The sequence below is a fragment of the Stenotrophomonas sp. 3(2025) genome, assembly GCF_052665395.1.
The window spans coordinates 1-13,966 of the sequence record NZ_JBQOIF010000040.1; the positions used below are offsets into that span (position 1 = coordinate 1).

The 13,966-nt window shown below is 65.2% G+C and carries 12 protein-coding genes, 2 tRNA genes and 1 pseudogene; 5 read left to right on the forward strand and 10 right to left on the reverse strand.

Annotated features, from left to right (window positions below):
* Position 1: 1 nt before the first annotated feature.
* Positions 2–77 (forward strand) — tRNA-Glu (locus tag ACUXVE_RS19705).
* A 63-nt stretch (positions 78–140) separates the two neighbouring features.
* On the opposite strand, the gene ACUXVE_RS19710 is transcribed toward ACUXVE_RS19705, so the two are convergent.
* The gene (locus ACUXVE_RS19710; protein ID WP_025879241.1) at positions 141–557 is read right to left on the reverse strand and encodes a GNAT family N-acetyltransferase; all 417 of its coding nucleotides are present in this window, start codon (positions 555–557) and stop codon (positions 141–143) included.
* 78 nt (positions 558–635) lie between these two features.
* On the opposite strand from ACUXVE_RS19710, the gene ACUXVE_RS19715 reads away from it, so the two are divergent.
* Positions 636–1,592, forward strand: a complete 957-nt coding sequence (locus ACUXVE_RS19715) for an SOS response-associated peptidase family protein (protein ID WP_445514999.1) — start codon at positions 636–638, stop codon at positions 1,590–1,592.
* Positions 1,593–1,601: 9 nt separating this feature from the next.
* Here the strand turns inward: ACUXVE_RS19715 and ACUXVE_RS19720 are convergent, their stop codons facing one another.
* Positions 1,602–1,982, reverse strand: a complete 381-nt coding sequence (locus tag ACUXVE_RS19720) for a response regulator (RefSeq protein ID WP_445515000.1) — start codon at positions 1,980–1,982, stop codon at positions 1,602–1,604.
* 138 nt (positions 1,983–2,120) lie between these two features.
* Here ACUXVE_RS19720 and ACUXVE_RS19725 point away from each other — a divergent pair.
* Positions 2,121–2,206 (forward strand) — tRNA-Leu (locus ACUXVE_RS19725).
* A gap of 104 nt (positions 2,207–2,310) precedes the next feature.
* Here the strand turns inward: ACUXVE_RS19725 and ACUXVE_RS19730 are convergent.
* On the reverse strand, positions 2,311–3,396 hold the full coding sequence (locus ACUXVE_RS19730) for a retropepsin-like aspartic protease (protein ID WP_445515007.1): 1,086 nt from the start codon (positions 3,394–3,396) through the stop codon (positions 2,311–2,313).
* Between ACUXVE_RS19730 and ACUXVE_RS19735 the strand changes: the two genes are divergently transcribed.
* Positions 3,395–3,637 (forward strand): hypothetical protein, encoded by a 243-nt coding sequence (locus ACUXVE_RS19735; protein ID WP_445515001.1) that lies wholly within the window; start codon positions 3,395–3,397, stop codon positions 3,635–3,637. The genes ACUXVE_RS19730 and ACUXVE_RS19735 overlap by 2 nt on opposite strands.
* Before the next feature lie 685 nt (positions 3,638–4,322).
* Here the strand turns inward: ACUXVE_RS19735 and ACUXVE_RS19740 are convergent.
* Positions 4,323–6,158, reverse strand: coding sequence for a methyl-accepting chemotaxis protein (locus ACUXVE_RS19740; RefSeq protein ID WP_445515002.1), 1,836 nt, complete (start codon positions 6,156–6,158; stop codon positions 4,323–4,325).
* A gap of 254 nt (positions 6,159–6,412) precedes the next feature.
* Positions 6,413–6,706: a hypothetical protein gene (locus tag ACUXVE_RS19745; protein ID WP_222389069.1), complete on the reverse strand. Its 294-nt coding sequence runs from the start codon at positions 6,704–6,706 to the stop codon at positions 6,413–6,415.
* 161 nt (positions 6,707–6,867) lie between these two features.
* On the opposite strand from ACUXVE_RS19745, the gene ACUXVE_RS19750 reads away from it, so the two are divergent.
* Positions 6,868–7,956 carry a DUF5694 domain-containing protein gene (locus ACUXVE_RS19750; RefSeq protein WP_445515003.1) on the forward strand — a complete coding sequence of 363 codons (1,089 nt, stop codon included), beginning with the start codon at positions 6,868–6,870 and terminating at the stop codon, positions 7,954–7,956.
* 30 nt (positions 7,957–7,986) lie between these two features.
* On the opposite strand, the gene ACUXVE_RS19755 is transcribed toward ACUXVE_RS19750, so the two are convergent.
* The 5 genes and pseudogenes from ACUXVE_RS19755 to ACUXVE_RS19775 all read right to left on the reverse strand — a co-directional run.
* On the reverse strand, positions 7,987–8,226 hold the full coding sequence (locus tag ACUXVE_RS19755) for a hypothetical protein (RefSeq protein ID WP_445515004.1): 240 nt from the start codon (positions 8,224–8,226) through the stop codon (positions 7,987–7,989).
* Positions 8,227–8,290: 64 nt separating this feature from the next.
* Complete coding sequence (locus ACUXVE_RS19760; RefSeq protein ID WP_445515005.1) at positions 8,291–10,492, reverse strand: PAS domain S-box protein; 2,202 nt, start codon at positions 10,490–10,492, stop codon at positions 8,291–8,293.
* A gap of 199 nt (positions 10,493–10,691) precedes the next feature.
* Complete coding sequence (locus ACUXVE_RS19765) at positions 10,692–13,085, reverse strand: Tex family protein (protein ID WP_445515006.1); 2,394 nt, start codon at positions 13,083–13,085, stop codon at positions 10,692–10,694.
* Between the two features lie 207 nt (positions 13,086–13,292).
* The gene (locus tag ACUXVE_RS19770; protein WP_025879252.1) at positions 13,293–13,508 is read right to left on the reverse strand and encodes a hypothetical protein; all 216 of its coding nucleotides are present in this window, start codon (positions 13,506–13,508) and stop codon (positions 13,293–13,295) included.
* Between the two features lie 311 nt (positions 13,509–13,819).
* A pseudogene (locus ACUXVE_RS19775) lies at positions 13,820–13,912 on the reverse strand (IS110 family transposase); the annotation flags it as partial.
* Between the last annotated feature and the right edge of the window lie 54 nt (positions 13,913–13,966).

Below are 13,966 nucleotides of genomic sequence, written 5' to 3' on the forward strand. Positions count from 1 at the left end.
CGTCCCCATCGTCTAGAGGCCTAGGACATCACCCTTTCACGGTGGCGACCGGGGTTCGAATCCCCGTGGGGACGCCAATCTTTGAAACCCCGGCTTCGGCCGGGGTTTTTCTTTGCCTGCGATTCCCTGGTGACCGCGTTTCAGAACCGGCGATACATGCCGATCGAGGCTGGCGCGGTCGCCGCAAAGCCAAACTGCGCATACAGCCGATGTGCCTCGCCATCGGCCAACAGACTCACATACGCCGACGGCGGCAGGTTGCCCTGCATCCAGTCGCTCAGACGCTGCATCACCGCCTTGCCCAGACCCTGCCCCTGCAGGCGCGGCAGCACGGCGATATCGCAGACCTGCAGGTGGCAACCACCATCGCCGATGATCCGGCCCATCGCTACCAGCTCGCTGCCCTGGTAGGCACAGACACCGAAAACGGTATTGGGCAATGCCCGCGTCGCCGCCTCATGGGTCTTTGCGCTGAGCCCGGCCAGCGCACGCAGCTGGCAGTAGTCCTCAACCGTCGGCACCGCCTGGCGGAACTGGATCGTCTCTGGATCATTCATGCAACGTCTCCTGGAAGGTCGAGCTATCCTGCCGCATCCACGTCGCAGCCGCTGCGACCCATCTTCCGGCAGAGTCCAATGTGCTATTCCGCCCTGATCCGCGCCGACTACGCCAAGCTGGTGCGCGAGTTCGGCGCCGTCCTCTCCCTGGAGGAGTTCGCCGAACTCTATGCGCATGATCCCGGCAAGAAACGGCCGAAGACGCCGAAAGCGATGGACGACGGATTTGCCGGGGCACGCACCGAACTGGGCCGCGACATCGTGGCAAAGATCCAGCAATGGCATGCACAGGAGCGGCAGCAGCTGCAGGCCGAGCTGGAACGGCAGCTTGAGCGTCGCGACATCGCCAACGCGACCCTGGCCACCCGTCCCACGCAGAAGGCGCGCAATGACCTGCGCGTTGCCGGCAACCGCATCGAACGGGCGCAGGCGCGGCTGGACGACCTGCATCGGGAACAGCTGCTGCCACGCGACAACCGTATTTTTCCTGGCACCTACGCTCCGGTGATGGTCAGCGAGAATGGCCGGCGCGTGATCAAGCCGATGCGCTATCAATGCCGGCTTCCGGACAAGCCCGCGCGCAACGATGTCCTCTACCCCGGCACCTACAATGCGCGGCGGGACAGCCTGGAAGGCTATTGGCGCGGGGCCTTCGGACTGCGCCACGGCGTGGTGGTGGTACAGGCCTTCTACGAACACGTCCCTCGCCACGCCATTGCCGGCCGCACCCTGCACAACGACGAGAAGGAACAGGACGTGGTGCTGGAGTTCCGCCCTGATCCGCCGCGCGACTTGTTGCTGGCCTGCCTGTGGGCGGAATGGGAGGGCCCGGAAGGACGCCTGCTGTCGTTCGCCACCATCACCGATGGACCGTCAATCGATGTTGCCGCTGCCGGCCATGACCGGGGCGTACTGCCGATCCGCGCCGAGCATCTGGACGCATGGCTCACCCCGGACCCGGACAACCTGGCGGCGCAGTACGCCATCCTCGACGACCGCGAGGAGATCCGTTATGTCTACGAAGAAGCCGCCTGAGCGCTCGGATCAGGCGCTTGCGCTGGAGCGCCCCACTGCGCGGACCAATGCCTTGGACAGTTCCGCCGACAGATAGGGCTTGATCAACAGCACCCCCGATCGCATCGCGACCGGCAGTTGTTCGGCGGTCATGCCGGTGGCGAGCACGAACGGCACCCCACGCGCGGCCAGCGCCGCAGCGACCGGTTCACTGGTCTCGTTGTGGGCCAACCGGTAATCCAGCAGGGCCACGTCAGGGTTGGCCTCTTCCAGCAGGCGCAGTGCCTCGGCAACGGACGCGGCAAGACCAACGACCAGAGCACCGGAATGCACCAGCTGCATCTGCAGCAGCGCCGCACTCATCTCGTCGTTCTCCACTACCAGCACCCGCAGGTCTTGCAACGCTGACATAGGCTATCGCTCCGTGCCTGTTAAGCGTTGCCAGTATAGCCAGCAGTCGGCCGATACCGACAATTTGAAGCCATTTCGGCCCCGTTCGCCCGCACCTCTATGAACGCCCGCTCGGCTCGGGTACACTATCCCGCTGCTGCCGGTGTGGCGGAATGGTATACGCAGCTGACTCAAAATCAGCCGGGGGTGACCCCATGAAGGTTCGAGTCCTTTCACCGGCACCACAAAGCCTTGCAACGCGAGGTTTCCAGAAGGAATGGCGTAATGGAGTCGTGAATCAGCCGACTCCGGCCAATTCTCCTCCCCACTTCCCCTCTCGATCGTCCTGTCACCGCCGCAGTTGCTGCAGCGCCGCCCTCCCGTTGGGACGCAGATAGACGTCGCCGGTCTTGGTGTCCAGCAGGATGTTGAAATTCCGAAGAACTTCACTTCCGATCGTGCCATCGCCACTGGAGCCGTCTTCGTCGATGGTGAAAGACACCTTGGGCTGGTCCAGACGAAGCCCCTGGATATCGGCCGAGGGAACGCGAACATCGACCGCGCGGATCTTCCTGCCTGCGCTCCCACTGAACTGTGACGTTCCGATCTTCTTCGTAAGAACATCCTCGAGGTTGTGTCGGGAACTGTAGGAATACCCCAGGTCGATGGTCCCGTTGCTGCCGGTATCCAAAGAGAGCCACGCCTGGAGTGATGCGTTCTCCGCATGCAACGTCACTTCGACAGCGGGAATGTTGTCGATCCATCGCGTGTTCATCCTGGTGTATCCCGCCGTGCTGGGCAAAGTGCCATGCACGAACAGGGTCTTCTTGTCGTAGTCGATCTCGACCACGCTTCCCTCGAAGAATTTCCAGCCGAGAACTGCATCGAAGGGCCGATTCTGGTAGTCGATTACTGCGGCGCCCAACATTCTGCTGGCACCGCCGAGAGCGACCGTGTTGTTCGTACTGTAGTCAACCAACGTCGTGCCGTCCGCGCCGGTGTTTTCGGATTGATCGTCGATTTTCATACCAGCCAGTTCGCTTGCAGCGACCGACACGGCCATACCGTCCGCCCCCGTGTCCACCAGGAAACGGAGGGGGCGCGAATGATTGATCGTGCCTTCGGCATATATTCGATGGTCCTTGCCCAGCTCGAACGGGATCGCGATGGTCTCTGCGGAAACGGCAGGAACCGTACATAGGGCAGTCACCGCGATAAGGGCAAGAAACCGGATATGGCAGATCTGGGACATTGGCAGCTTCCGTTGGGCAAGGCATGAGTCCATGCTCCGCTTTGGATGCGCCACCGGGCCAAATGGTTTAATGCGAAGCCTGGCTTGGCCGCGATCGCGAGCCGGCGCATAACGCAAAACTCCAGCATCAAGGAAGCTGTAGACTTCGGCTCCATGGAAAACAGGCGTTAAGGATTCGAGCATGGCCGACACCGGATTGTTCCTCCTCAGCGATGTCTTCGGGCAGGAAGACGACAGCGGCCGTCTGCTGCAGGTAACCCAGGTGGTGTGTCGTTGTCTGGAATGCTCGTGCCGGTTCACCGGGCGGCCCAACGAAGGCTTGATCGATCTGCCCGGTGGCGCAATTCTCAGTTGCCCCAAGTGCCCCAATCGGCAGGCTGTCAGCCTGGCCAGATTCGCAGACTTTCTGCAGAAGAACGTTTGACGCTCGGGCGTCCAGCGCGTTGGCCGGTCCTGCTTGATCGAGCGGCGATGGCGTAAGGTTCGACCAGCGCCCTCAGCCTGTCCGTTCCGGTCACCGGCTTGGCAGCAGAGGCTTCAAAATGGGCGTAGCTGTATAGGCAGAATCCATAGCGCTTCAGCTCCAAAACTCGTGCTGAATCCGCACTCTCGTCACAAGATCAACCCGCTCCACCCTGCAGCATGCATTGACTCTTCGGTACACGGCCATGCCAGACACAGGTCTTTTCTACGTTCTCAACATCGACCCGATGCACGATCAGCAGGGGAACATCCAAAGCGTCATCGCCATCAGCGTCCGGTGCAACAGTTGCCAGCACGTCACCCACTCGACAGGCCCCGACCTCCAATCCATACCGGGAGGTACGCTGCTCGCTTGTGCCCAATGCGGAGGGCGCCAAGCCGTCAGCAACGCCCGCTTGGTCGAGTGCGATCACACCTTGGCCGCCAGAGCGGACTCATCAGTCAGCCCGATGCCTGGGTAGGCCCTTCCCAGCCATCAAGGTACCTGGGTAAATCGTCGAGAACGTCGACCACGCGCTGCCGATAGGGACATGGTGACTGAGCAGAGACGGGCGATCCCGTAGCAAGCCACCGCTGCCTTGGCGGGGCGGCCCGCGCCGCCCCATAGGCCAGCGCGCGCCGGCGCCCTACACCACCCGCAGCGCCGGGGCATGCACGCCATGGCCATGCCCTGCCCCCGCGTGCACACGGAATCCTGCCACCGTCTGCAGCAGCTGCGAAGACTGCTCTTCCATGCTGCGCGCGGCCGCTAAGGCCTCCTCCACCAGCGCTGCATTCTGCTGCGTACCCTGGTCAATCAGGTCCACCGCGTGGTTCATCTGCTGGATGTCATCGCTCTGTTGTTGCGCAGCCGCGCTGATCTCGGTCATCAGGTCGCTGACGCGACGCACGTCGGCCACGATCTCGTCCATGGTCCGGCCGGCGCTCTCGACCTGCGCCGTTCCGGCACCGACGTTGGCAACCGACGCATCGATCAGCTGCTTGATTTCCTTTGCCGCACCCGCCGAGCGCTGCGAGAGCTCGCGGATCTCGGTGGCGACCACGGCGAAACCACGGCCATGCTCACCGGCGCGCGCCGCTTCCACGGCCGCGTTCAATGCCAGGATGTTGGTCTGGAAGGCAATGCCATCGATCACACCGATGATGTCGACGATGCGTCGCGAGGACGCGTTGATCACCGCCATCGTCGAGACCACCTCATGCACCACCTGGCCACCGCGTGCGGCCACGTCGGCGGCGCCACCGGCCAGCTGGCTGGCCTGGCGCGCGTTGTTCGCGGTGCGCTGCACGGTCTCGGCCAGCCCCTTCATCGACACGGCGGTTTCTTCCAGTGAGGCAGCCTGCTGCTCGGTGCGCTGGGAAAGGTCGTTGTTGCCTTCGGCGATCTCGCTCGCACCGACCGCAATGGTGTCTGCTGCGAACTTGATCTGACCGATGATCGCGGCCATCGCTTCGACCAGCGCGTTGACGCCTCCGCAGAGTTCGGCGATCGGGCCCGTCTTGTCGGCCATGCCGATGCTTCGGGTCAGGTCGCCCTCCTTTGCAGACGCCACCACCTCGCGTGTCTGCGCCACGGCGCGCTGCATGGCCTGGCTCTCATGCACCTGTGCGGTGATGTCGGTGGCGTATTTGACGACCTTGAACGGTCGCCCGCTGGCATCGAGAATCGGGTTGTACGACGCCTGGATCCACACTTCGCGGCCACCTTTGCCCAGCCGCCGGTACTGGCCCGCATCGTACTCGCCGGAGCCGAGCTTTTCCCAGAACCGCCGGTATTCGTCGCTGGCCCGGTAATCAGGCTCGACGAACAGCGAATGATGCTGGCCGCGTACCTCTTCCAGCGTATAGCCGGTGGCGGCGAGGAAGTTCGCATTGGCCGCCAGGATGCGGCCATCCATGCTGAATTCGATGACCGCCTGCGATTTGTCGATGGCCGCCAGCTGCCCCGCCGACTCGGCCGCCTGCTGCTTCTGCGCGGTGATGTCGGTGGCGAACTTGACCACCTTGTACGGCCGACCGTGCTGATCAAGCACCGGGTTGTAGGAGGCCTGGATCCAGATTTCGCGCCCCCCCTTGCCGAAGCGTCGATACTGCCCTGCATCGAACTCACCGCGGCCCAGCCGCGCCCAGAAGTCGCTGTATCCGGTACTGCGCGCGTGCTCGGGGTCGACGAACAGGGAGTGATGCCTGCCCTGGATCTCATCCAGGCGATATCCCACTGCCTGCAGGAAGTTGTCATTGGCCTGCAGGATCGTGCCGTCGAGGGCGAACTCGATGACCGCCTGCACCCGGTGCAATGCGGCCACCTGGGCCTCAAGCTCGACGTGCCGCCGATGCTGCTCGGCCACCTCCGTGGCGCGGCGCTGCCTGCCCAACACCCCCTGCAGCGCGCGCAGGGGAGACCAACGGGTGAGCACTTCGGCCGGCGCCTGAGCACCTTCCATGGAGCCTGAAATAAGCATCGTCTGATCCTCGGTGTCCGGGTAGCGGTTGCGACCCGCCGGGCGGGATGCCCGGCGGCAACTTCGATTGCCTGGGACTGCAGACGCCGGAAGGCGTCACTCGAGCGACTGGCAGGAACATTACGGCAGCTGCGATCGTCATCAAACAGCGGCGAGGCACACGGCACGGGCCGCCCATCGGAGGCAGCCTCGGGTCCGGCGGCGGGAGCCTGCAGCGGGCTCCAGACAAGGTATCGGCGAAGCAGTCGGCAACTTTAGGGGGCCAGCCGCTGGTCGGCGGCGCGCCGCAGAACGCAGCGCAGCAGCATCGTTGCCAGCACCGCCGGCAGGTAGCCCAGACTGCCGCAGACGACCAGCAGGGATGGCCCCGCCAGCGGCCCGCCGCCGCCCAGGATCCAGCTACGGGTGGCGAGGATGTAAAGCGCGAACGGCAACAGCAGCAACGGTGCCAGCCGCAACAGCTGCCACCGCCATCTGGCCGGCCCGATCCAGCCGGCCAGTGCACCCAGCACGGCACCTGCAGCTGCGATGGTGGCGATTTCATCCATGACGCGCTTCCGGAAGTCTTCCAGCCACCATTCTGGACCAGCGCCGACGGAAAGGGGATGCGGCAGGCACGCAGAAGGTTGCAATGACCATCGGGACATCCCTTGCCTGCGCGCTGCCCGCAGCATGTGCCCACTCAATGGATTTTTCCTGGGGAGGCAGCATGCTTCGACGCTTGAACGCCATCATCTTCCTCAGCCTGTGCAGTGCCGGCGCATTGGCCAGCGACGCGGGCTTCCGTCCCAGCTTCCATCCCGACCAGCTGAAGGGGCCACCCGCAGGTCGCCACAACGACGTACTGGTGCTTGGGACAGCACATCTGTCGGAACTGCCAAAGACCTTCGAGCCGGCCATGCTGGAGCCACTGTTGCAGCGCCTGGCACGTTGGCGCCCGGAAGCGATTGCCACCGAAAACCTGTCCGGCCTGCAGTGCGACTTCATGCGTCGCAATCCCGGCCGCTATGCCGAAAGCGTCGAAACCTACTGCTTCGACACCGACGCGGCCCGCGCCGCCACCGGCCTTGACGTACCCAACGCCAACGTCGAGATGGGGCGCCTGCTGTCGGCATGGCCGGCAAGCCCGACAGCCGCGCAGCGTCGACATCTGGCCGCGGTGTTCCTGGCCGCTGGCGAGCGCGGATCGGCGCAGGTGCAATGGCTGCGCCTGCCTGTGCAGGAGCGTATTGCCGGCGACGGCCTGGATGCTGCGCTGGTCGAGATTCTCGACAAGAGCCTGACCCGTCGCAATGAAACCAACCTGGTGGCGGCCGTTCTCGCCGCGCGGCTGGGGCTGGAACGCCTGTGGGCGGTGGACGACCACACCGCCGATTCGCCCACCCCGCCCGAGCACGAGAAGGCGGCAGGCGAAGCGATCATGAAGGCGTGGGACAACCCGCAGGCAAACGCACGGCGGGACGCCGACGAGCCGCTGTACGCCAACATCGGCAAGGTCGATGGCGTGCTGGACCTGTATCGCGCCTACAACCGCCCCGGCGTCGGCCTGCAGGCCTACCAGGCCGACTTCGGTGCTGCGCTGGTCGAACCCTCACCCCAGGGCTTTGGCCGCAACTATGTGGGCTACTGGGAAACCCGCAACCTGCGCATGGTCGCCAACATCCGCGAAGTGCTGGGACAGCGCCCGGGAACGCGCCTGCTGGCCATCGTTGGCGCTTCGCACAAAGGCTACTACGAGGCCTACCTCAACATGATGCACGACGTGCAGCTGGTGGATGCCGAAGAGGTGCTGCGCTGAGGCCCGCACCTGATCAATGCAGCAGGTCCGCTACCCACGTTGCTGCGCATCACGACGCGCGGCGCGCCAGAGCACCAGGCTGGTGGCGACGATGCAGCCCAGCGTGACCAGCAGCATCAGCGCCACGCCCCACTGCACCACGGGGACCAGCATCCGGGCCTGCTGGTCGTTGCGCAGCTGCTCCAGACGGAGCCAGCCGGAGAGAGCCAGGGACCAGCCGACGACGGCCGGCGCATAAGCACGGACTGCACTCAGGTTCCAGGACGTCATGTTGTTTTCCTGCGAAGGTGGGGCGTTGGCGCAGTATTCGCCGCGCCCCTCTCACAGGCTGAGATCAGCCGTCGCCGAGGTCGCCGCCGTCCGCCGGCGAGCTACCGGACAGTTCGCCGGTTTCGCCCTGCACCTGCACATTGTTGCGCCCCATCGCCTTGGCCCGGTAGCACTGGGCATCGGCGGCGGCGACGGCCTGGTCCACGCTCATGCCGGCGGCAAGCGGTGCGATGCCGATGCTGGCGCCGATCCGCAGCTGGTGCTGGTCCCACGGAATGGACAGGTTGGCCAGGGTATGCAGCAGCTCGCCGCCGATGCGCGCCGCTCGGCGCGGGCTGCACCCGGACAGGATCACCGCGAATTCGTCCCCCCCCAGGCGCGCCACCACATCCGAGTCGCGCACACCATGGCGCAATACACTGGCCACGGCCCACAGCACGGCGTCGCCGGCCAGATGACCAAAGGTATCGTTGACCGGCTTGAACCGGTCCAGATCGATGTACATCAGTGACGCCGCCTGCCCGGTCCGCTCGACCCGGGTGATCGCCTGCTGCAGATGCACTTCGAAGCCGCGGCGATTACCCAGTTCGGTCAGCGGATCCATCTCCGCGAGGTGTCGTGCCTCGCGCTCGCGTGCGCGCTGCTGGGTGTCATCGCGCAGGACCCACACCGCACCACGCACCTGGCCCTCGTCGTCGCGAAGCCAGGCCCGGGTCAGGTCAACCGGCACCACGGCGGTGCCCATCTGCAGCAGCAGATCGGCATGCAGATCCACGGCATTGCTTTCCGGATCGAGCAGCACGCTGACATCGAGCTGCGATTGCGGTGCGTATTCGGTGGTCAACGACAGCACGTCCTGCACGAGATGCCCGGCCAGCGACAGCGCTCCATCGCCGGCAAGCATTCGCACGGCGGCCGCATTGGCATATTCGATGTGGCCATCCAGGGCCACGCTGAGTACCAGGTCGGCAACCGCATCCAGGGTGATGCGGCTGCGCTGCTCGCTTTCGAACAGGCGCTGCTCGCTGCTGCGCTGGGCGCTGACATCCTGGATCTGCGACACGAAATGCAACGGTTGACCGCGCTCATTGCGTACCAGCGATACCGACAGCCGTGCCCAGATGGTGTTGCCCTCACGGCCCACGTAGCGCTTTTCAAGGTGATAGTGCGTGCGTCGCCCCGCCAGCAGGTCCTGCACCAGGGCCAGGTCGGTCTGCAGATCGGCCGGATGGGTCAACCGCTGGAAATCGACCTGCAGCAGTTCCTCCCGCGCGTAGCCGAGAATGCGGCACAGCGCATCGTTGACATCCAGCCAGCGCCCTTCCAGCGACACCAGCGCCATGCCCAATGCCGCCGAGGTGAACGCACCGGCGAATTTTTCCGCCGCAAGACGAGCCTCGGCGCGCGCCTGCAGGATCTCGGTGATGTCGATGGCCATGCCGACATAGCCGATGCGCTCGCCATTGGCGCCATCCATGCGGCTGATTGACAGGCGTACCTGGCGACGCTGCCCGTCCTTGCGCAGCAGTGTCCACTGCCGCGAATACGTCTGGCCCTCGGCACGTGCACTGAGTGCCTCGAACACACCCGGAACCTGTCCATCGGCGGTCGCCAGCGGTCGCAGCCACGCCTGCAGTTCAACCGGGTCGTGGAAGGCATCCAGGCGGCGCGTACCCACTACTTCAGCGGCAGTGTAGCCGAGCAGGCGCTGCGCGCCGGTATTGAAAATGGTGATGATGCCATCGGTGTCGGTCGCGATCACCGCCACTTCGTCGGAAGCATCCACCACAGCCTGCAGGCGCTGCCGCATTTCGGCCGCGTCCTGGCGCGCCTGCTGCAGTTCGGTGACATCGGCATGGGCGCCGGCCATCCACAGTGGCCTGCCCTGCCCGTCCCATTCGAATACCCGTCCGCGATCGTGGATCCAGATCCATTCGCCATTCCTGTGGCGCATCCGCAACAGGCAGACATAGTGGTCGGTGCGGCCATCGAAGTGGTCCTGCAGGGCCGCATCGGACAGCGCCAGATCATCCGGATGGACCAGCGCGATGAAGGTCTTCTGGCAGATCGGTTCAAGTTCGTCCAACCGGTAGCCGACGATCTCGGCCCACCGTTCGTTGACCCGCATCTGCCCGCTCTGGACGTTCCATTCCCAGGTGCCGGCCGCGGTGCCCTCGATGATCATCGCCAGGCGACGGCGCTCTTCGGCCAGTTCCTGCAGCCGGCGCTCCAGCCGTGCGTTGCCGCTGTTGCCCTGATCGGCCATCAGCCACCTCCCCTGCCGACGCAGCTGCCCGCAGGCCGTGGCGAACCACAGCGGTCACGGAACAGCGCGGATGGTGCTGACGGCATGGCCTCCCCAGCGACAGCAGGGGTCCAAGCGCCCCTTCCGGCGCAAGTGTGCGCATTGCCGGGGAACATCGACAAGTCCCCCACCCGACAGCGCCGGGAGGGGGACGGCGGACTCAGCTGCGCTTGGCCCGGGCGAACGCCTCGGCCAGGGCATTGTTGGCTGGCGGCGCGGCCTGTGCCGGGCGTCCGCCATTGCCCGGGTTGCGCCCCTGGCCACGTCCCTGCGCGGGGTTGCCAGCGTCGCGGCGCGGCGCCTGCCCCTGGCTGCGTTCGTCACGGCTGCCCGGGCGGCTGATGGCCTGGCCAGGCGTGTCGTCCAGACGACGGGTCAGGGCGATGCGCTTGCGCGGCACGTCCACCTCCAGCACCTTCACCTTGACGATGTCGCCGGCCTTGACCACGTCACGCGGATCCTTCACGTAGGTATCAGACAGCGCCGAGATGTGGATCAGGCCGTCCTGGTGCACGCCGATATCGACGAACGCACCGAACGCGGCCACGTTGCTGACCACGCCTTCCAGCACCATGCCCTCGCGCAGATCCTTGATGTCCTCGACGCCATCGGCGAAACGGGCCGCCTTGAATTCCGGGCGCGGATCACGGCCCGGCTTTTCCAGTTCCTTGAGGATGTCGCGCACGGTCGGCACACCGAATGTCTCGTCTGTGAACTGCTCGGCCTTCAAGCCGCGCAGGAAACTGCCGTCGCCGATCAGCGCCTTGATCGGGCGCGCGGTGCTGGCCACGATGCGCTCGACCACGGGATAGGCTTCCGGATGCACCGACGACGCATCCAACGGCTCATCGCCATCGGCGATACGCAGGAAACCCGCGCATTGCTCGAACGTCTTCTCGCCCAGGCGCGACACCTTCAGCAGGTCCTTGCGACGCTTGAACGGACCGTTGTCATCGCGGTGGCGCACGATGTTCTCGGCTACCGTCGACGACAGGCCCGAGACGCGCGACAGCAGTGCAGCCGACGCCGTGTTGACGTACACGCCGACGGCATTCACGCAGTCCTCCACGCGCGCATCCAGTGCGCGCGCCAGGCGGTACTGATCCACGTCGTGCTGGTACTGCCCCACGCCGATCGCCTTCGGCTCGATCTTCACCAGTTCGGCAAGCGGGTCCTGCAGGCGACGCGCGATCGATACCGCACCACGGATCGACACGTCCAGGTCCGGGAATTCCCTGGCCGCCGTTTCCGACGCCGAATACACCGACGCCCCGGCTTCACTGACCACGATCTTCTGCGGCGCGTTGTCACCCAGCGCCTTGATGGCTTCACCGGCCAGCTTGTCGGTCTCGCGGCTGGCGGTGCCGTTGCCGATCGCGATCAGCTGCACGTTGTGCTTGGCACACAGCTGCTTGATCGTCTGCAGCGACTGCTCCCACTGCCGGCGGGGCTCGTGCGGGTAGATGGTGTCGGTGGCGACCAGCTTGCCGGTGGCGTCGACCACGGCAATCTTGCAGCCGGTGCGGATGCCCGGGTCCAGGCCCAGCACGCTTTTCGGGCCGGCCGGTGCAGCCAGCAGCAGATCCTTGAGGTTGTCACCGAATACCGCGATGGCTTCGGCCTCGGCTTTCTCACGGGCCTGGTTGAACAGGTCCAGCAGCAGGTGCATGTGCAGCTTGGCCCGCCAGGTCAGGCGGCAGGCGTCCAGCAGCCAGCGATCAGCGGGGCGCCCCGCATCGCGGATACCGGCGTTGTGCGCCACGCGCCCTTCAGCGTACTGATGTCCGGCCTCGGCATCCTTACCCGGATCCAGTTCCAGGAACAGGATCTCCTCGCGGCGCGCACGGAACAACGCCAACAACCGGTGCGATGGAATCTTCGCCAACGACTCGGCGTGCTCGAAGTAATCGCGGTACTTGGCGCCCTCGGTTTCCTTGCCCTCGGCAACGCGGGCACGGATCACGCCCTGCTCGCTCAACCAGCTGCGCAGCTCGCCAACCAGCGTGGCGTCCTCGCCCCAACGCTCCATCAGGATCGCGCGGGCACCTTCCAGCGCGGCCTTGGTATCGGCCACGCCCTTGTCGGCATCGACGAACGTGGCGGCAAAGACCTGCGGGTCCTGTGTCGGATCGCCCAACAGGCCATCGGCCAACGGCTCCAGTCCTGCTTCGCGGGCGATCTGCGCGCGGGTACGACGCTTGGGCTTGTACGGCAGGTACAGATCTTCCAACCGGCTCTTGGTGTCGGCCGCGAGAATCTCGTTGCGCAGCTCATCGCTGAGCTTGCCCTGCTCGCCGATGCTGGCCAGCACCGCCGCACGGCGGTCTTCCAGTTCGCGCAGGTAGGTCAGGCGGGTTTCCAGGTTGCGCAGCTGGGTGTCGTCCAGGCCGCCGGTGACTTCCTTGCGGTAGCGGGCGATGAACGGAACGCTGGCGCCTTCATCGAGCAGGCCGACGGCGGCGCTGACCTGGGCGGTCTGGGCGCCGATCTCATCGGCGATGGTCTGGGCGATCTGCTGGGCGAGCTGGCGCTGGGCGTGCTTGGCGTCGTGCATTGTTTCCGGCCTGGGCCGCATTGCGGGAAAGGCCCATTCTTGCAATGCGCGGGCGGCAGGGACAAGGCGTTGACAGAGCGGCGGTTCAGGCGGCGGGTCCGGATGGGACGCCGGCATCCTGGCAAAGGGGGCTCGGACTGGCCCCGGGGCTGGGATGCCGGCGCGGACGCGCGATGGTGGGGCGCGTCCTGCCGCGTACTGCGAAGGTCAGCGGTAGTGGCGGGCGGCACGCTGCATGACGATGTCGTCACGCAGGCTCTCCAGCGCCATCAGGCGGACCTTGCCGACACCCTGCAGTTCCATGAACCGCTCCGTGTAGAACTCCGGCCCCAGCGCGGTATCGGCGCGGGATTTGCTGAAGCCGTAGGGCACCACGCCCTTCTCGCCATCCTTGCTACCACCGACATAAAGAACGATTGCCATGTGATGTCTTCCTCCAAATTGCTACTGCGTACTGCACACGATGAGCGGTACTTGCGAGCCCATCGGGATAGAGCTTACCGCGGCCAAGCTGACTGGAACGTCACGAAGACTAATGACGATCGGTTGCACGCAGATGACTGCGGGATCGCTGCAGAATGCTTACGGATCTTTAACTTCCGGCTAACGAATATGCGGGTTTCCGCCAACGGCGCAGCCCCTCGTGGGTGGGGTTGGTTGGTCGCGGAATGCAAAAGCCGCAGGTGGGTCGGCCAGGTTGGGTTCGCGGGGGACGCCGTGAATCCGTCCCTGGAGCCGGAGCGGCTATTGCTGACCTGCAGGGTCTGTCCGTCTGTCGTGCCAACGTCCAACTGGCGCTTGCTTACATCAATCCCGATCCCGTTCATCACCGGACTCCGTATAGTCTGGAAGGGTCGAGAGCTCCCCCGCTTGCCCAGTCT